This is a genomic window from Actinacidiphila sp. bgisy145 (genome assembly GCF_057708125.1).
Map to the genome: position 1 here is coordinate 58172 of NZ_JBYIRL010000032.1, position 19409 is coordinate 77580.

Annotated in this window: 10 protein-coding genes; 5 read left to right on the forward strand and 5 right to left on the reverse strand. The window is 76.3% G+C overall.

Features of this window, described 5'->3' with window-relative positions; translation table 11 throughout:
* Window positions 1-10: 10 nt before the first annotated feature.
* From AC3ERT_RS26450 to AC3ERT_RS26465, 4 genes are read right to left on the reverse strand one after another with little or no spacing between them, the layout of a single operon-like run.
* A complete protein-coding gene (locus AC3ERT_RS26450) occupies window positions 11-3763 on the reverse strand; it encodes a DUF5682 family protein (protein WP_435177168.1) in 3753 nt (1250 codons plus the stop codon).
* Complete coding sequence (locus AC3ERT_RS26455) at window positions 3750-4979, reverse strand: ATP-binding protein (RefSeq protein ID WP_435177170.1); 1230 nt, start codon at window positions 4977-4979, stop codon at window positions 3750-3752. Before AC3ERT_RS26455 ends, AC3ERT_RS26450 begins: the two co-directional genes overlap by 14 nt.
* On the reverse strand, window positions 4976-10150 hold the full coding sequence (locus tag AC3ERT_RS26460) for a hypothetical protein (RefSeq protein ID WP_435177172.1): 5175 nt from the start codon (window positions 10148-10150) through the stop codon (window positions 4976-4978). The genes AC3ERT_RS26455 and AC3ERT_RS26460 overlap by 4 nt, the downstream gene beginning before the upstream one ends.
* Window positions 10147-11046 (reverse strand): DUF4132 domain-containing protein, encoded by a 900-nt coding sequence (locus tag AC3ERT_RS26465; protein ID WP_435177174.1) that lies wholly within the window; start codon window positions 11044-11046, stop codon window positions 10147-10149. The genes AC3ERT_RS26460 and AC3ERT_RS26465 overlap by 4 nt, the downstream gene beginning before the upstream one ends.
* Window positions 11047-11341: 295 nt before the next feature.
* Here AC3ERT_RS26465 and AC3ERT_RS26470 point away from each other — a divergent pair, with 295 nt between their 5' ends.
* The 5 genes from AC3ERT_RS26470 to dnaG all read left to right on the forward strand — a co-directional run bounded on the left by AC3ERT_RS26470 (window position 11342) and on the right by dnaG (window position 17941).
* Complete coding sequence (locus tag AC3ERT_RS26470) at window positions 11342-12169, forward strand: sirohydrochlorin chelatase (RefSeq protein ID WP_435177176.1); 828 nt, start codon at window positions 11342-11344, stop codon at window positions 12167-12169.
* Window positions 12170-12218: 49 nt separating this feature from the next.
* Entirely contained in the window at window positions 12219-13538 is a 1320-nt protein-coding gene (locus AC3ERT_RS26475; protein WP_435177178.1) for a deoxyguanosinetriphosphate triphosphohydrolase, read from the forward strand.
* A gap of 586 nt (window positions 13539-14124) precedes the next feature.
* A complete protein-coding gene (locus tag AC3ERT_RS26480) occupies window positions 14125-15435 on the forward strand; it encodes an NAD(P)/FAD-dependent oxidoreductase (protein ID WP_435177180.1) in 1311 nt (436 codons plus the stop codon).
* A gap of 4 nt (window positions 15436-15439) precedes the next feature.
* Window positions 15440-15880, forward strand: a complete 441-nt coding sequence (locus AC3ERT_RS26485) for a GNAT family N-acetyltransferase (protein WP_335984378.1) — start codon at window positions 15440-15442, stop codon at window positions 15878-15880.
* Between the two features lie 96 nt (window positions 15881-15976).
* Window positions 15977-17941 carry a DNA primase gene (gene dnaG / locus AC3ERT_RS26490; RefSeq protein ID WP_435177182.1) on the forward strand — a complete coding sequence of 655 codons (1965 nt, stop codon included), beginning with the start codon at window positions 15977-15979 and terminating at the stop codon, window positions 17939-17941.
* Window positions 17942-18091: 150 nt separating this feature from the next.
* Here dnaG and AC3ERT_RS26495 read toward each other — a convergent pair whose 3' ends face one another.
* Window positions 18092-19102 carry a methyltransferase gene (locus AC3ERT_RS26495; protein WP_435177184.1) on the reverse strand — a complete coding sequence of 337 codons (1011 nt, stop codon included), beginning with the start codon at window positions 19100-19102 and terminating at the stop codon, window positions 18092-18094.
* Between the last annotated feature and the right edge of the window lie 307 nt (window positions 19103-19409).

The following is a 19409-nucleotide window of genomic DNA, read 5'->3' on the forward strand; positions in this document are numbered from 1 at the left end:
CGGGCCCGGCTCAGCGCCCCCGCACCTGGTCCCCGATCCACCCGGCGAGCTGGAGCGGCCCGAGTGCCGCCACGGGCATGCCCGCGCCGACGAGCTGCCCGGCCACGCCCGTGGAGTAGCGCGGCCGCCCCGCGTCGTCCAGCGACGCGCAGCCGAGCACCCGGCAGCCCGCGTCCACCAGTGCCCGTACCTCCGTCAGGAGCGGTCCGACCGGGCCGCCCTCCTCGAAGTCGCTGACCAGGACGACCAGGGTGCGCGAGGGCACCGTGACGAGCGTGCGGGCGTGCCGCAGCCCGCGCGCGATGGACGTGCCGCCGCCGACCTTCACTTCGAGCAGCAGCGACAGCGGGTCGTCCACGTGGTCGGTGAGGTCGAGGACCTCGGTGGAGAACGCCACGAAGTGCGTGGTGAGCGCCGGCACCCCGGCGAGCACCGCCGCGGTGAGCGCGGCCCACACCGTGGACGCCTCCATGGACCCGGACACGTCGACGACCAGCACGACCCGCCAGTCCGCCGACGCGCGGGCGCGGGTGCGGAAGACGGGCCGCTCGGGCCGTACGGTGACCGCGCCGGTGGCCGGGTCGCGCTCGGCCGTGGCGAGGTTCGCCCGCAGGGTGCGGGCCAGGTCCAGCGGGCCGCCCGGGCGCCGGGTGGGCCGGGGGTGGGTCAGGCCGGACAGCGCCGGGCGCAGCCGCACCGCGAGCGCGCGGGTCAGCTCGGCGACGATCCGGGCCACCAGGGGCCGCAGCCGCGCCAACCGGGCCTCGGGCAGGCCGCCGGCGTACGACAGGACCGTGCGCAGCAACTCGACCGAGGGCCGCGCCGACTGCGGGTCGATGGCCAGCGCCGCGTCCAGCCGGCCCGCGGTGGCCGCCGCGGACAGCACCTCCTCGCGCACGTCGGCGCCGAACAGGTCCGCCAGCTCCTCGCCCCAGGCCCGGACGTCCGGGTAGGGCGCGCCCTGCCCGCCGCCCGCGCCGGTCGCGTGCGGCACGCTCGCCGCGCCCTCGCCGCGCCCGGAGCCGTACAACTCGTCGAGCGCGGAGGCGATCCGCCCGGCCCGGCCGCCGTCGGCGCCGCGGTCGGCGACCTGGCCGAGCAGCAACTGCCAGCGGACGTCGGGGGAGATGCCGAAGGGTGCCGGTGCCGGTGCCGGTGCGGGCTCGGGTGCGGGGCGAGGCTGCGGTTCTGGGCCGGGTGCGGGTTCCCGGGCCGCTGCGGGTGCGGGCGCGTCCTCGGCGAGCAGCGCCAGCAGCCCGTGGGCCGCCAGCACTTCGCGCCCGGCGAGGTCCGCCGCCGTGTGCCGGGCCAGGTCGTGCGGGTCGGGCACCGCGGCACCCTGCGCGCCCGGCGCGGACGGGTGGGCGCGGACCGTGTCGAGCAGGCGCGCCCGGGCGGCCGGGGACAGGGCGTCGAAGCCGTGCCGCAGCGCGGGCAGCCGGGTCAGGAACGCCCGGTCCGGCAGCTCCGCGACCAGTTCGGCGACCGGTGCCAGCAGCGGCCCCGACTCCAGCAGCGGTCCGGCCGCGGTGAGCGCACCGGCGAGGAACGCCCCGAGGTCGCGCCGCAGTTCGGGGCTGGCCGCGCCATGCGTACGGGCGGCCAGCGCGGTGCCGAACGCGGCCGGTGCGAGGTCGTCGAGCAGCACTTGGGTGGCGGCCGCGGCGCCCTTGACCAGCGGGCTGCCGTGGGCGGCCAGCCGGGCCAGGGCGTCGCGGACCCGCAGCCCGGGCGTACCGCCGCGGGTGGCGAGTTCGGCGAGCGCGCGGGCGTCGGCCGGGTCGTCGGAACCGGCGAGCCCGTCCAGCGCGCGGACGCCCGCCGCGGTGAGGGCGGCGAGCGCGTCGGCGATCCGCCCGGCCGCCCAGTCCGCGGGCAGCCCGGGCAGCAACCCGGCCGCGATCCGGTCCAGCAGCCGTATGCCGGCGAGCAGTTCGGGCAGTGTCCCGCCGGCGGGCAGCACCTCGGCGGCCTCGGCGAGGCGGTCCGCGGCGGCGTCCGGCAGCCCGCACTCCGCGGCCTCCTCGAAGCCGGCCAGCACCTCCGCCGCCGTGGGGCCGCCGCGGCGCCGCTCGGCCACGGCGCGGGTGCGCAGCAGCCCGGCCGCGGCCTGCGCGAGGTCGCTGCCGTGGGCGGCCACGGCGTCCAGCATCGCCGCGGTGGTCGGGGTCCAGCCGACACTCCAGCGCACGCCGATCGTGCCCGGGCCGTCCTCCGCCTCCCCGCTGCCGCCGCCCGGCGTACCGGTCGGCGGCGATCCGAAGGGCGGGGCGGATGGGGGCGGCCCCAGCGGCGAGCCGCTGCCGTGGACGACCTCGCCGTACGGCACCCGGCACACCGCGAGGCGGCGCAGCGCCAACTCCCGGCGCAGGTCGAGCGGTGAGCGGTGCGGGTCGAGCCGCACCTCGCGCCGCTCGGGTGCCTGGGGTGCGGGCAGCCGCAGTTCGGTGAGCAGTGCCTCAACGGCCGGGCCGAGCCCGGAGCGCGGGGTGCCCGGGGCGAGCCGGCCGTGCCGGGTGCCGACCAGCACCGACTCTAGCGCCTGCGCCACCACCCGCCCCCGGCCCAGCAGTTGGCCCTGCGCGAGGACCGTCTGCGCGGCCTCCAGCAACTCCGACCGCCCGGCGGCCGGCCGGCCCCGCAAGGTCGCCAGGTCCCGTGCGTGCCGCACCATTTCGCGGGCGTCGGGCGGCCCGCACGGGTGGCCGGCGGCGCGTACGGCGGCACAGATCCGCACCGCCGTGGACACCAGCAGCGCGTCCAGCCGCTCCGGGTCGCCCGCCGCCTCCACCGCGCCCTGCTGCCACTGCGGGTCCCGCACCCCGGCCGGATACCCGGACCGCTCGTCCAGCAGCGCGAACGTGTACGGGACGAGGGAGGTCGTCACCTTCGTCACGGTCGTCGCCTTCGCCGCCTTCGCCGCCTTCGCCGCGGCGGCGTCCCCGGGTACGACGTCGGGCGCGGTGCTTCGGGCGGTGCCCGGCGCGGTGCCGCCGTCCGGCAGGGCGCCCTCGGGCCGTACCGGACCGGGCAGGAGCGCCGGCGCGTGGAACGCCCCCACCAGCGCCACCGCCCGCCCCGCCCCGCGCTCGGCCATGACCCGCCGCATGTGCGCCTCGCGCCGCAGGTCGTGCGGGTCGAGGCGGTCCGCGGCGGCCGCGTCCCGGCGCAGCGCCCAGCCGACGAGCAGGGCGGCGCGCCGCAGCGACTCGGGCGAGCCGCCGGGCGCCGCGGACTCCACCAGGCGGTCCCACAGGTCGTCCTCGGCCCGGCCGCCGGCGCGGTCCCGCAGGATGTCCGCGAGACCGCGCCGCGGCGGGCCGTTCACGCCCGCGCCGCCCCCTCCGCGGCGCGGGCTGTCCCCTTCGGGCGCTCCGACCGGCAGGTCGAACGCCACCACCGGCACCCCGGCCGCCCGCGCCCAGCGCAGTGCCGCGAGTTCCGGCGAGAACTCCGCGAAGGGCAGGAACACCAGCCCCCGCGGACCGTGCCCGGCGAGTGCCACCGGCGGCAGCACCTCCGGGTCGGCCAGGTACGGCAGCCAGCTGCCGAAGTCCTCCGGCAGCTCGACGAAGAGCACGTCGGGCGCCGCCTCTTCCAGCAGCCGCGGTACGGCCGCCGCCAGTGCGGGCGAGTGGTGCCGTACCCCGATCAGATACGGCTCCCGGCACCCGGCCAGCCCCGCTGCCTCCGCCGCCACCTCCGCCCGCCCCATCCCCTCGGCCGGCGCGGGGGCGGGGGCGGTGACCTCAGCCGAGGGCATCGCGCAGTTCCCACAGGGTGCGCCACAGGGGCGCGCCCTGTTCGGCGCGGCGGCGGACGGGCCCGTCCCAGTAGCCCAGGAGGCGGGCGTGGTCGGCGGGGTCGTCCTTGCGCACGGTGCCGAGGAGGTGCCCGGGCAGGGTGCGCAGCGGGTCGCGGCCGTCGGGCAGGTAGGCGGCGGCCAGGCCCATCGAGGTGGCGACGTGGACGGCTTCGGCGGTGCTCATCACCGTGGACGGCCGTTCCACCTCCCAGCCCTCCGCGCTGCGGCCGCCGCGCAGGTCGCGGAAGGCGGTGACCAGCGCCTCCAGGACCGCCTGGTCGACGGTGAACTCGGCGCCGCCGCGGGCGAGCGCGGCCGTGGCCTGGGCGCGCACCAGCGCGGTCTCGGTGTCGAGGTCGGCGATCGGCCCGACCGTCTCGAAGTTGAACCGGCGCTTGAGGGCCGCGGACATCTCCGAGACGCCCCGATCGCGGAGGTTGGCGGTGGCGATGACGGTGAACCCGGGCACGGCGTGCACCGTCCCCTCCCCGTCGTCCGCGCTGTCCGCCAACTCCGGTACGGCCATGCGCCGTTCGGACAGAATGGAGACCAGCGCGTCCTGCACCTCCGGCAGGCAGCGGGTGATCTCCTCGACCCTGGCCACCGCGCCGCGGGTCATCGCGGTCAGCACGGGGGAGGGCACGAGGGCCGCGCGGCTGGGCCCCTTGGCGAGCAGCGCCGCGTAGTTCCAGCCGTAGCGGACCTGGTCCTCGGTGGTGCCCGCGGTGCCCTGGACGGTCAGGCCGCTGGTGCCGCACACGGCGGCCGACAGCAGCTCCGACAGCATCGACTTGGCGGTGCCGGGCTCGCCGACCAGCAGCAGGCCCCGCTCCCCGGCGAGTGTCACCACGCACCGCTCCACCAGCGCCCGGTCGCCGACGAACTTGCGGGCCACCACCAGTTCGCGGCCGGACGGTTCCTCCTCGGTGCCGGCGCGCAGCACCTCGCCGCCCGAGCCGCACACGAAGACGACCACGGCGCGCGGCGTCAGCCGCCACCCGGGCGGGCGCGGCCCGCGGTCCCACTCGGCGAGGAAGGCCAGCTCCCGCGCGTACCGGTCCTCGGCCAACTCGATCTGCCGCCGCGCCGGCTGCCCGCTCAACACGCCACCCCCACCCGCGCTTTCGTCTGCTCCCGCACCGGAACCCGCGCCTTTTTCCCTACCGCCGCTCATCGCCGGCCCCGTCCCGTCCTGCGCTGCACGAACTCCTCGAACGCCGGCATGTCCCCGTCCAGAACCCGCTGCCATGCCCGCCGGAACAGCTCGGGCACCGGCTGCTCCGGTATCGGCTGGTAGGTGATCTCCAGTTGGGCGGCGCTGAACAGCGGCTCCTTCCACGACTCCATCGGCAGCGCCGGGGACTTCGCCTCGACCCAGCCGCCGGGCAGGAACAGGGTGCGGCCGGCGCGCGGCCGCTTCGCCTCCACCACCAGGTCGGTGGCGGCCAGTTCGGCCCTGGCCCGCTTCGCCCGGGCGGGCTTCCAGCCGGTCCACACCGCCACATTGCGGTCGGTCGGGTCGGGCAGCGCGAGCAGCATCAGATACAGCGCGGCCGCGTCCGGCGACAGGCCGAGGTGCTGTGCGACCTGCCCGGTCAGCTCGGGCACGCTGCGCGCCGGGTCCTGCGCGGCGCCGGCCGGCCCGTCGGCGGCCACGGCGGCCGCCAGAGCGTCGCCGAGCACGTCCCGCAGCGCCTGCGTGTAGGGCTTGGCCGACCCGCCGAACGCGGCGAGTTGGACGAGTGCGGGGTGGTCGGGGCCGCCGTCCGGGGCCGCGCCGGGAAGTACGGCCGCCGGCCGCAGCCACACCGTCTCCACGTCGATGCCGCGCCGCGACGTGGTGAGTGCCAGGGCCGGGCTGAGCCGGACCAGGCCCTCCGCGTCCTCGCCGCCGGTCTCCGGCAGGCCGTACGCCTGGCGCAGCGCCGGTGCGACCTGCTTGCCCTCGGCGTCCCAGATGAGGTCGGTGTCCAGCAGCAGGTGCTCGTCGGCGAGCCGGGCGCGCAGTGCGGCCAGGGTCTCGCGCAGCGCGGGGCGCAGCGGGTCGCCGTAGGGCAGCCGGTACGCCAGCCAGCGCAACGCACCGGCGTAGCGCCACAGTTCGAGCCCGGTGAGCAGCGCGGCCGGGTCGTCGGCGCGCATCTGGCTGTCCTCGCCGAGGCGCTGGCGGGTGCGGCCGTGCAGGGCCGGGTCGGACTGCGGGTTGGCGGTCTTCCCGATCCAGCCGCCGAGGTCGCCCTCGCGCTCGGCGCGTTCGACCAGTTCGATCGGCACCGGGCGGCGCTTGCCCTGCACGGCCAGCCATGTGTCGGCGAGCGCGTCCGGGTCGAAGCCGTCCTGCCACAGCCGGTCCAGCGCGGCCGGGTCGGCGGGCACCAGGGCGGCGAGCAGGCGGGTGCGGTGGTCGGTGGGCAGCCGGCGCAGCTCGTCCCGTGCGGTCAGGGCGCGGTTCGGCCGCAGGTCGGCCAGGTCCAGCACCTCCGCGGGCGGCAGCCCCCACTTGCCGTGGCCGCCGAGCCCGGGCAGGCCGAGCAGCAGCAGGGCGGCCAACGACACGTCCACGCCGGTGCGTTCGGCGAACCGCGCGGCCGCCTCCGGCCGGTACGGCACCGGGCCGCGCGTGGCGACGGCGGTGAGCAGAGCCGCGATCGCGTGCGCCGGAACCTGCGGTACGGGCGCGGTACCGGTCGTGCCCGGCGGGGTGCCCAGGACGCGGTCCTCGACGAGCGTGTAGCCCTCCCACGGGCCGAAGGCGCCGTCGGGCGCGAACTCGACCGCCTTCCAGGACTGCCGGTCGTCGCTCCGGTCCTGGGTGTGGGCGGCGATCAGCAGGGTGCGGTCGCCGCTGCGCAGCACCTCGCCGATCCGGGTGGTGGCGGGCTTCCCGGTGATCTCCACCAGCCGGAGCCGGCCGCGCGGGTCGGTGAACACGCTGTCGCCGCCGGCCGGGTCCGGGGTGAGCAGCGCGGGCAGGAACTCCAGCAGTGCGGCGCGCTGGTCCTGCGGGGTACCCGGGGCGGCTGCGCGGGCCGCGGCGGCGGCGACGCCGGAGCCGGCGAGCGTGAGCCAGTCGAGGTCGTGCCTGCGCTGCTGGACGAAGTACGGCAGGCGCCGGTCGTCCTGCTCGGGCTCGGCTGCCGGGCGGGCTTCCTGGGTGCCGGCGATGACCGCGTGGAGGGTGTGCAGGGTCTCGATCGTCCCGAAGCTCTGGACGTTCGCGGCGCCGGGGTAGCCGCCGACGGCCACGAAGCCGGTCAGTCCGCGCAGCGCTTCGGTGATCATCCGGTCGTGGGCGTGCTCGGCCACCGCCGGGGGCTTGTCCTCGGCCGCCGGGGTGCGGCGCTCGGCGAGCCGCATGACCAGGCGGGCCGCGGCCGCGGTGACGGCGACGATCGAGGCGACGCCCTTGACCAGCCGCGGGTCGCCGATCCCCGGCAGCACTTCGTGCACGGCCGCGCGCAGGTCCGGGTGGTCGTGCTCGGCGGAGCCGGGCTTGGTGCCGCGCACCGGGGCCAGGAGCGCGGCGGCCTGCTCGTCGGTGACGGCGCGCAGCACCGTGGAGCCGGCCTCGTCGCGCGGGCGCAGCGCGTGCCAGTACCACAGCGGCGGCACGAGGCCGGTGCCCTGTGCGTGCGGCCCGCCGCGGGCGCCGGTCTCCACCTCGCCCAGCTCGACGCCGTCCGTGTCGTACAGCTGGACGGTCCGGGTCCAGGTGTTCCGCGTGCTCGGGTGGAGCACGGCGCCGCCCGGCAGCCGCAGCGGCGGGGCGAGGGTGCCGCGGCCGGCGAGGGCGGGGGTGCGGCTGCCGTCCACGGAGCACGCGGTGTACGTGCCCGCCGCCTTGTCGTGCCGCACCCACCAGCCGAGCAGGCCGTCCTTGCTGCCGAACGGGGTGCCCTCCAGGCCTGGTTGCAGCGGCAGCAGGGACGACCAGGACTCGACGACCTGCTGGCCGGCGCCGTCGTCGGCGAGGGCGCTGTCGAAGAAGGCGGGCAGACTGGCGCGGCCGCGGACCGCGCCGGCCGGGTCGTACTCGTGCCAGCGGTTCTCGTGCAGCACCCAGTACGAGATGCCGTCGGAGGCGATCGGGCGGCGCCCGGCGAACGAGGTGTCGCCCGGCAGCACCGGCCGGGCGCCGAACCAGCGGCCGCCGCCGGGCAGCGCGAGCGACACCGGACCGGCGTCGCGGTGCGGGGCGGCGAGGTCGCCGCCCGGGCGGAAGACGTCCGCGGGGCGGCCGGACCAGGCCGCGCGCCGCTCGTCGCCGTAGCCGGACACGATCAGCCACTGGCCGTCGACCCACCGCACGACGGGCCGCATCCAGGAGTAGCGGTTCGGCGCGGGCAGCGGCAGGGTGCGCTCGTCGAGCACCGCGTCGGGGCCGACGGCGGCCACGTGCGGGCCGTTGGCGACGATCAGCGCGGGCCAGGCGTCGTCGAGTTCGAAGTCCAGGTCGTCGGCCTTGACGGTGGCCCGGTACCGCTCGACATAGGCGTCCAGGGCGGGCCAGCCCAGTTCGTCGAGGATGCCGGCGCGCAGGGTGCGGGCCAGGACGGGCGCCACGTCGAAGGTGGCGAGCCGGTCCACGGCCGCGGGCGCGGTGGCGAGCACCTCGGGGTCGGCGAAGCGGTCGACGCGGGCCAGCAGCCGGCCGAGTTCCGGCAGGCCGAGCGGGCGCGCCAGGTCCTCGGCGCGGGCGGCGAGCCAGCCGGCGACGGCCGCGGACAGCCGGGGGTGGGTCGCCAGCGTCCGCAGGTTCTCCGGGCCTTCGACATGGGTCGCGACCTGTTCGACGGCCGCACCCAGCATCGGTGCGAACCGCGGGTCGGCGACGACCGCGCCCAGGTCGCGGCGGCCGGGGCTGTCGTCGGTGAGCCAGTCGCGCAGGTCGACCGCGACGCCGGGGTGCGGGTCGGCGACCGGCACGCCGGTGGCCAGGCACACGTCCAGCAGGTCGGGGTCGAGCTCGCGGTGGCCGCGCTCGGCGGTCAGCCGGACCGGCTCGCCTTCGCGGGCGAGCTGGGGCGCGAACCGCTCGACCAGCTCCAGTTCGGCCGCGAGCCGCTCCTCCTGGCGGCGGTAGCCGCGCCGGCGGAACTGCGCCCACTGGCTGAACCACCAGGCAGCGCTGGGGACTTCGGCGTCCCGCTCGGACGGGGAAGCCGCAGCGGACTGCGCCGACGTGCCCGCCGCGGTGGCCGCGGGGCCCTCGGCGAGCAGCGCGAACGCGCCCGCCTGCTCCAGCAGTTCCAGCCACATCGTGTCGATCGCGGTCCGGCCGGTGTAGGTGTTCGCCGCCTCGGCGGGGAAGAGGCGCAGCAGCCGGGCCCGGGTGGCGCGGTGGGCGCGGGCGGCGGTGAGCAGGCCGGTGCGGGCGGACTTCCAGAACGACACGGCGGCGCGGTCGATCGCGCTGGTCCCGAGCAACTCCTCGATCAGCGCGGCCTCTTCGGCCGGCGCGTCGCGCCCGGCGGCCTTCGCCAGCCGGCGCAGGTCGTCGATGAGCCCGGCGTACGGCGGCAGCCCGGCGGCGGCCCGCTCCCCGCTCAGCAGCCGGAACTGGGTGAACGCGGCCTCGGGGGAGAGGCGTTCGGACAGCCCGCGGGCCTGTTCGCGCAGCGTCTTCCCGGACAGCGCCCCGGCCGAGGCGAACTCCAGGAACACCTCGCGCAGCCGCTCCTCGTCGACCGCCAGGGCGTGCCGCCGCTCGGCGTCGCGCGCCTTGCCGAAGTACGAGGAGGCGTACGTCGTGGACTCGGCGGCGAGGAAGATCCGCGCCACCTCTTCGTAGTACGTGGGCAGGAAGTGCGGCACCGAGCGGTCCAACCGCTCGCCGATCTCGGTGAAGCCGTCCTTCGCGTGGCCGGGCCGGGAGGCGGCGAGCCGGGTCAGCCGCTCCATCTCCTTGACGACGGCGAGTGCGTGGCGGGCGTTGGCCGGGTCGTTGACCAGGGCCCAGGCGGGGAAGCCGAGGGAGCGCCGCAGGACGTGCCCGACCGGGACCGCGGTCGCGGCCTCGGCGCCGTCCGTGCGGTCGCCCTTCGTGCGGTCGCGCTCCGTCCGGGTGCCCTCGTCGGCCTGCGGCCCGAACCCCGGTGCGAAGCCGAGGTATTCCAGGGACAGGTCCTCCGCCGCGCCCAGCGCCTCGGGTACCAGGCGGACGACGGTGCGGCCGGTGAGCACCGGGTGCGCGTAGGCGCGGGCGACCAGCACATCGGTCGTCGCCTCCCGCTGCCCCGCATCGGCGGAGCCCCCGCCGGCCGCCCGGCCCGTACCGGATTCCGTGCCCGGCCGCCGGTCGAGCGGCAGCACCGCGCCGGCTGCCAGCAGATCCCCGTCGTTCATCGCTTCCCCTCCGCGCCCTCTTCGTTCTCCTCGGGCACGACCCGGCCCGCGTACAGCGCCGACGCCATCCGGTGCCCCTCCGACCAGGCGACGGCGTCCACCTCCGACAGCCGCAGCCGCCCGCCGCCGCTGCCGCGCCACTCCAACTCCCCGGTGACGGCCTCGGCTTCGGGGTAGTCCGCGCCGAGCCACAGCGCCGCCTCCACCGGCCGCCCGTCCGTCACCACCTGGCAGACCGCGTGGCCGCCGCGCACCCGGTAGCCCAACTGCGTGGCGCGCGCGGTGGCGTGCCGCAGCTGCTCGAACCAGCCGCCCGCATAGGTGTCGACCGTCGTGGCCGCGCCGTCGGTCTCCGCGTCGCGCCGCCACACTTCGCGGAACAGCTGGCCGATGCTCTGCCGCACCTCCAACTCGACGGCGAAATCCCGCAGTTCGTCGAGGTCGGCGGGGTCGGTGAGCAGGACGGGGTGGGGTATCAGCACGGCGGGCGCGGCCAGCCGCACCGAGTCGCCGTCGAGGTCCACCACGCCGAGGCCGCGCTCGGGGTCGGCGTCCCGCAGGAAGCCGGCGCGGGCCAGGTCCGGGGTGCCGTCCGCGGCGACCGGCGCCACCACCAGGTCCCGCAGCGCCGCCTGCCAGGACGCGTCGGGCCAGACCCGGGCGACCAGTGCGGCCGGCACCGGCAGGGAGCGGACGAGCCAGCTGTCGGCCTGCGCCAGGCACTCCCGCTCGTGGCGCTCCAGCCACTCCACGAGTTGCTGGAGCCGCACCACCTCCGGGTCCGCCCGCAGCTTGCCCGGCACCTGCTTCAGCGTCCGCCCCGCGGCGTTGCGGCACACCACGCGGGTGCCGTCCAGCGTCACGGCATAGCCGTCCGCCGCCTCGATCCAGCCCATCCCCGGTTCCCTCCCAGCCGTTCGCCCCCCAGGTGAAACACCCTAGGAGCCACCACTGACAATCCCCGCCCGTCCGGGTGAACGCCGGGAACGCCGGGAGCACCGGGAATATCCGGTGGCCGCCGCCGTGCCGCCGCGCCGCCGCGAATCGGAGTAAAAGTGGAGATATGACGTACCGAGCCGGCTCACCATGCCCGCCGCACCGCGGTGAGCGGACCGTGACCCGTCGGTACGCGGCCGCAACGGCGCGGACACAACCGGTGCGCAGGATCGCGGGTATGACAGGGGAGAACAGATGGACCCGACGAGCCGGGGGGACCCGATGAGCCGGGCCGTGCTGTCCGCTGGGGCCGTGACCGGGGCCGCGAGCGCCGCCCCGGCCGGGCCCGTGGTGGGGCCGCGGCCGCCCACGCTCGTCGCCGTCGGGCACGGCAGCCGCGACCCGCGGGCCGCGCGCACCCTGGCCGCGCTGGTCGCCCGGGTCCGGATGGCGCGCCCCGGGCTCGACGCGCGGATCGCGTACGTCGAGATCGACCGCCCGCTGCTCGGCGAGGTGCTCGCGGAGCTGGCCGGGGCCGCCGTCGTCGTACCCCTGCTGTTCGGCCGCGGCCACCACGTCAAGCACGACCTGCCGCAGGCGCTGGCCGGCGCCGGCCACCTGCGGGGCGTCGTCGCCGGCGCGCTCGGCCCGCACCCGCTGCTCGCCCGCGCCCTGCACGACCGGCTCACGCAGGCCGGGTGGGACACCGGCGGCGAGGCGGTGGTGCTGGCCGCCGCGGGCTCCCGCGACACCGACTCGGCGCGTGACACCGAACGCACCGCCGCGCTGCTGTCCGACCGGCTCGGCGGCGTGCCGGTCGTCCCCGGGTACGCCTCCGCCGCCCACCCCACCGTCCCGCAGGCCGTCGCCGCTCTCGCCGAGCGGGGCCTGCGCAAGGTTGCCGTCGCCTCCTGCTTCACCGCGCCCGGGCGGTTCGCCGCGCAGGTCGCCGCTGCCGCCCCCTGGATCGCCGCCGCGCCGCTGGGCACCCACCCGGCGATGGCCGAGCTGGTGCTGCGCCGCTACGACGAGGCGTGCGCCGGGGTGCGCCGTATTCCCGGTTCCTCCTCGTTCATCGGATGATCGCCCGGTCTCCGCGGTGCCCGCACCCGGGCCGGTTACCGTCGTCGGTATGGACGCGAACCAGCCAGGCGGCAACGGGCCGGGCGCACCCCGGACGGACGGCTACCGCGACGCCGACATCGAGCGCTATGTGCCCGAGCCGGACAAGCGGCCCGGGCGGACCGCCTTCCAGCGGGACCGGGCCCGGGTGCTGCACTCCGCGGCGCTGCGCCGGCTGGCCGGTAAGACGCAGGTCGTCGACCCCGAGGCGGGCGGCACCTCCGGCGCCGACACCAGCCCGCGCACCCGGCTCACCCACTCCCTGGAGTGCGCGCAGGTCGGCCGGGAACTCGGGGCCGCGCTCGGCTGCGACCCCGACCTGGTGGAGACCGCGTGCCTCGCGCACGACCTCGGGCACCCGCCCTTCGGGCACAACGGGGAGATGGTGCTCGACGAGTTCGCCGCCCACTGCGGCGGGTTCGAGGGCAACGCGCAGAGCCTGCGGCTGCTGACCCGGATCGAGCCCAAACGGTTCACCGAGGTCGCCGCGGCCGGCGGCGGCGAGCCCGCACTCGTCAGCGTCGGGCTCAACCTCACGCGGGCCGCGCTCGACGCCGCCACCAAGTACCCCTGGCCGCGCGGCTCCCACCCGGCCGACCCCGGCTCCCGCAAGTTCGGGGTCTACCCGGACGACCTGCCCGTCTTCACGTGGGCGCGCGAGGGCGCGCCCGAGGGGCGGACCTGCTTCGAGGCCCAGGTGATGGACTGGGCCGACGACGTCGCGTACTCCGTGCACGACGTGGAGGACGGGCTCCAGGCCGGGCACATCGACCCCCGCGCGCTCTCCTCCCGGCCGGACCGGGACACCGTCTTCGCCTGCGCCGCCGACCGCTACGCCCCCGCGGGCACCGACCCCGAGGAGCTCTCGGCCGCACTCGACCGGCTCCTCGCGCAGCCCTGGTGGCCGCACCGCCACGACGACTCCGCGCTCGGCCAGGCGCGGCTGAAGGACGCGGCGTCCCAACTCATCGGACGTTTCTGCCTCGCCGCGGAAACGGCGACCCGCCGCCGCTACGGCACCGCGCGCCTGACGCGGTACGGTGCCGAGCTTGTCGTGCCCCGCGAGCAGCGGCTCGAATGCGCCGTGCTCAAGGCTGTCGCCGACCGCTACGTCATGCAGCGCGCCGCCCAGGAGCGGCGGCGCGCCGAGCAGCGCGTCGTCATCCGCGAGCTCGCCGAGACGCTTCTCGCGCGGGCGCCCGACGGGCTCGATCCGCAGTTCCGGTCTCTCTTCCTCGCCGCCACCGACGACGCGGGGCGCTGCCGCGCGGTCGTCGACCAGATCGCGTCCCTCACGGACGCCGCCGCCACCTACCGTCTCCGACGGTGAGGCCGCCCCCGGAGGTGGGTGCCCCTTGCGGTGCGGTGCCTTCTTGTGCGGGTGCGTGGTGGTTGGTCGCGCAGTTCCCCGCGCCCCTGGGTCCTGCCCCCTGCGGTGTGTGTTTCGCCTGCGGGTGCGTATGGGCTTGGCGCGCAGTTCCCCGCGCCCCTGATCGGGTTGCTCGCCGCCGTTGGGTGCGGGTCGCGGTGCGCTGCGGAGCAGCCGCACATGCCCAGGGGCGCGGGGAACTGCGCGACCAACCACCACGCGCCCGCAGGCAATGGCACGCGCCGCTAGGGGCACTCACCCAGGGGCGCGGGGAACTGCGCGCTCAGCCACAACGCACCCGGAGGCAATGGCACGCGCCGCTAGGGGCACTCACCTAGGGGCGCGGGGAACTGCGCGGCCAGCCACTACGTGCCCGCAGGGGATGGCACCGCACCGGAAGGGGCTGCCACCCCCGGGGGCGGGGACGCGCCGTAGAGGGGGAGGGGCCCGGGGGCCGTGGGATGATCACGGCGCGGCACCCTTTTCGTTCGGGCCGCCGTGCGGGACGCTCAGCAGGGCAACGGACTACCCGCCGGGGAGGCACACCGTGGTGGACGCGCACCAGACCTTCGTGATCGTCGGAGCCGGCCTGGCCGGAGCGAAGGCCGCGGAGACGTTGCGCGCCGAGGGTTTCACCGGCCGGGTGATACTGATCGGCGACGAGCGCGACCACCCGTACGAGCGCCCACCGCTGTCGAAGGGCTTCCTGACCGGCAGCGCCGCACGCGACTCGGTCTTCGTGGAGCCCGCCTCCTGGTACGCGGAGCACGACGTCGAGCTGCACCTCGGCCAGCCCGTGGTGAACCTGGACCGCGCGGCGCACACCGTGAGCCTGGGCGACGGCACCGTACTCCAGTACGACAAGCTGCTGCTCGCGACGGGCGCGGAGCCGCGCCGCCTGGACATCCCGGGCACCGACCTCGCCGGGGTGCACCACCTGCGCCGGCTCGCCCACGCGGAGCGGCTGAAGCACGTGCTGACCAGCCTGGGCCGGGAGAACGGCCACCTGGTGATCGCGGGGGCCGGATGGATCGGCCTGGAGGTGGCCGCGGCCGCGCGCGGCTACGGCGCCGAGGTGACCGTGGTGGAGCCCGAGCCGACCGCGCTGCACGGCGTGCTCGGCCCGGAGATCGGCTCCGTCTTCACCGACCTGCACAGCGAGCACGGCGTCCGCTTCCACTTCGGCACCCGCCTGACGGAGATCACCGGCCAGGACGGCATGGTGCTGGCGGCGATCACCGACGACGGCACCGAGCACCCCGCGCACGACGTGCTCGCCGCGATCGGCGCGGCCCCGCGCACCGCGCTCGCCGAGGCCGCGGGGCTGGCGCTCGCCGACCGCGCGGAGGGCGGCGGCATCGCCGTGGACGCCTCGCTGCGCACCTCCGACCCGGACATCTTCGCCGCGGGCGATGTCGCCAACGCGGAGCACCCGCTGCTGGGGTCCCCCTCGTCCCGGACCAGGGGCGGCCGGCTGCGGGTGGAGCACTGGGCGAACGCGCTGCACGGCGGCCCCGCCGCGGCCCGCGCCATGCTCGGGCAGCAGGTCGGCTACGACCGCGTCCCGTACTTCTTCTCCGACCAGTACGACCTGGGCATGGAGTTCTCCGGGCACGCCGCGCCCGGGTCGTACGACCAGGTGGTGTGCCGCGGCGACGTCGGCAAGCGCCGGTTCATCGCGTTCTGGCTGCGCGAGGGCCGGGTGCTCGCCGGGATGAACGTCAACGTGTGGGACGTCACCGGGCCGATCCAGAACCTGATCCGCGACGGCCGCCCGGTCGACCCCGAGGCGCTGTCCGACCCGGCGGTGCCGCTAGCCTCGTTCCTGGACCGACCTGCACCGAACGCGGAGGAATGACCGTATGCGCACCGCCGTCGTACCCGTCGAGGAGATCTTCCCGCTGCGGTGGGAGGTGCTGCGCACCGGCATGCCGCGCGAGGCCGCGGTCTACCCGGAGGACGCGCGCGAGGACACCTTCCACATAGCCGCGTACGACGAGCAGGGCGCGGTCCGGGCGTGCGTGACGTTCTTCCCCGACCCCCTGCCGGGCGAGGCGGCACCCGCCTTCCGCTTCCGCGGCATGGGCAGCGCCGCCCAGGTGCGCGGGGGCGGCTTCGGCGCCGCCGCGCTGCGGGCCGGGCTGCGGGAGTCCGCGGCCCGGGGCGCCCAGGTGGTGTGGTGCAACGGCCGGGTCTCCGCCCGCGGCTTCTACGAGCACTTCGGGTTCACCGCGACCGGCGAGGAGTTCCAGCTCGCCCCGAGCGGACCGCACTACGTCTTCGTGACCAAGGAACTGGGCTGACCTGATCCCGGGACTTCCCGGGACAGGCCCGCCCGGGCACGCACGTCCCGCCACCGCCCCGCCGGAGCTGTCGGCGGCGGGCCGTAAACTACTTCCGTGGCAGGAAGGATCAGGGACGACGACGTGAGGGCGGTACGCGACGCCGTCCCGATCGACTCCGTCGTCTCCGACTACCTCCAGCTCAAGAACGCCGGCGGCGGCAACCTCAAGGGCCTGTGCCCCTTTCACGACGAGAAGTCCCCCTCCTTCCAGGTCAGCCCCTCCAAGGGCCTCTACCACTGTTTTGGTTGCGGCGAGGGCGGGGACACGCTCGCGTTCGTGATGAAGGTGGACCATCTGACGTTCGCCGAGGCCGTGGAGCGGCTGGCCGCGCGGGCCGGGATCACCCTGCGGTACGAGGAAGGCAGCGCCGTCCCGGGGCGGCAGCAGGGCGAGCGGATTCGGCTGGTGGAGGCGCACCGCGCGGCCGCCGCCTTCTACGTGGAGCAACTCGGCTCGGCCGAGGCGGAGATCGGGCGGGCCTTCCTCGCCGGGCGGGGCTTCGACCAGGCGGCGGCCGAGCACTTCGGCGTCGGGTACGCACCGGCCGGGTGGGACCACCTGGTGCGCTTCCTGCGCGGGAAGGGCTTCAGCGACAAGGAGCTGATCACCTCCGGGCTCGCCTCCGAGAGCCGCCGGGGCGGCGCCATCGACCGGTTCCGCGGCCGGCTGATCTGGCCGATCCGGGACATCACCGGCGAGGTGATCGGCTTCGGCGCCCGCAAGCTGCGCGAGGACGACCAGGGCCCGAAGTACCTCAACACGCCCGAGACGCCGCTCTACCGCAAGTCCCAGGTGCTGTACGGGATCGACCTCGCCAAGAAGGAGATCGCCAGGACCGGCCGCGCGGTCGTCGTCGAGGGCTACACCGACGTCATGGCCTGCCACCTCGCCGGTGTCACCACCGCCATCGCCACCTGCGGCACCGCGTTCGCCGGGGACCACATCAAGATCTTGCGCCGGCTGCTGATGGACAACTCCACCTCGGAGGTGGTCTTCACCTTCGACGGCGACGCGGCCGGCCAGAAGGCCGCGCTGCGCGCCTTCGAGGACGACCAGAAGTTCGCCGCCGAGACGTCGATCGCGATCACCCCGGGCGGCATGGACCCCTGCGAACTGCGGCTGGCCGAGGGCGATCCGGCGATCCAGCGGCTGATCGACGGCCGCACCCCGCTCTTCGCGTTCGCGCTGCGCTCGATCGTGGGCCGATACAACCTCGACACCGACGAGGGCCGGGTCGCCGCGGTGGACGCCGCGGTGCCGGTGGTCGCCGCGATCAAGAACCAGGCGCTGCGCGACCGTTACGCGATCCGGCTGGTCGGGATGGCGGGGATCTCCACGCAGGCGGAGGAGCAGAGCATGATCCGCCGGGTGCGGGCGATGGCCCGGGCCCGCGCGGCGGGCGGCTCGGCCGGCACCGGCCCCTCCCGCGGCGGGCCGTCCCGTGGCGGGCCGGGCGGACCGTATGCGAACGGGTCGCACCCGAACGGGTCGGGCGGTGGGCCGGAGCGCGCCGAGCGGCGGGCGCCGTCCGGGCCGCGGCTGGACCTGCGCAGCCCCGCGCACCGGGTGGAGCGCGAACTGCTGAAGCTGGCCCTCCAGTTCCCCGCCCTGGTCTCCCCGGCCTTCGACGCCTACGGCGAGGACGAGTTCACCGGCCCGCCCTACGCCGCGGTGCGCCGCGCGATCGCCGAGGCGGGCGGCGCGGAGTACGCCGACGGGGACTATCTGCTGCGGGTGCGCGAGGCCGCGCCCGACGACACGGTGCGCGGCATGGTCACCGAACTGGCCGTCGAACCGGTCATGCACAAGACGCCCGAGGTGTACGCGGGCGAGGTGCTGGTGCGGGTGCGGCTGCTCGCGGTGGACCGCCGGGTGGCGCAGGTCCATGCGACCGGGGCACGGCTGGCGGCGCAGGGCGTGCCGGCGGACGCGCCGGAGGCGGTCGCGGCGGCGAACGAGTTGTGGGCGCTCCAGCAGTACGCCCAGCGGCTGCGGGTCAGCGGAGCAGCGGCGCTCTAGGTCGACACACCTGGGGCAGCGTGGTCAACGGCCGCCTGGTCGACGGCCGCGCGGTGCGGACTGCGCACCGCGCGGCCGGCCGTCACCGAGGCCGCCGTCACCGGGTGCACCGGCGCCGCGGAAGCTCGCACAGACAAGGTGCCGGCCCGGTCAGACCGGTGTGCAGGCGGTGATGCTGAGGTCCGCCGGGCAGGGGGTGATGGACAGCACGTGGAAGCCCGCCTCCTTCGCCTCGCGCCGCATGTCGGCCTCGCTGCGCTCGCGGGCCTGCGCCTCGCCGACCACCATCTTGACCAGGTTGCGGAAGGCGGCCCCCGAGTCGTGCTCCACCAGCGGGTCGATCACCAGGAGCTTCGAGCTGTCCTCGGTCGGCGTCGCGCCCTCGGGAACCACCGCCCGGCGGATGTTCCGCAGGATCTGCACGCCGCTCTCCGAACTCCAGTCGTGCAGCACGTTCTTGAGGATGTAGAGGTCGCCGCCGGCGGGCACCTCGTGCAGGATGTCCGCGGGCTGGAAGGTGAGCCGGTCGGCGAGGTCCGCGCTGCCCGAGGCGGCGAGCTCGGCCTCGGCGCGGCGGCAGGTGTCCGGGCGGTCGACGCAGACGCCCCGCAGATGGGGGTGGGCGGTGAGGATCGCCTTGAGCAGGGTGCCGTTGCCGCCGCCGACGTCGACGACGGTGCGCACGCCGGCGAACGGGACGTGCTCGGCGAGCACGGTGCCGATCGGCCGTGCCCAGTCCTCCATGGCGCGGTCGAAGATCCGGGCGCTGTCGGGGTGCTGGTCCAGGTACTCGTAGAGCGAGACGCCGAACGCGGTGGGCATCACCGACGTCCCGGTCCGTACCGCCTCGGTCAGTCCGCCGGTCGCCGCGTGGCCGTACAGGCCGCACAGCAGCGCCGCCAGGTTGCGGACCGACTCCGGGTGGTCGCTCCTGAGCGGCTCGGACAGCGGGGAGTTGGCGTACCGGCCCTGCTCGTCGCGGGTGAACACGCCCAGCGCGGTGAGGGCTTGCAGGACGGAGCCGAGGGAGTCGGCGTCCGCGTCGACGGCCTTGGCCAGCTCGGGCGCAGTGGCCGGACCCTGCGCCAGCACGTCCGCGACGCCCAGTTGGGCCGCCGTGCCGACCGCGGCGGAGGCCATCGCCCCCATGACCAGACTCATCAACGACATTTCCTGGTTCCCCAATCGCTTGTGCCGCACGCGCGTGTGCCGCACGGCCGACCGCCGGTGGGACCCGGCCGGCCGGTGCGGTGGCACCGTCCGAACACGGCCGTCACAACCTGCCGTTGTGTGAAACGAGTGTGTGCATGAGCACAGTGGTGCCACTGCGCAGGTACGATCCGTGCGGCACACGCTAGACAAACGGCCGCCGTACGTCGTGCCGTTCAACCCGATCGCACCCGACCCGACGGCCCCGCACGGGCCACCTGTTCCCCGTGCAGCCGCATGTGGGCCGACCCGCCCGCCC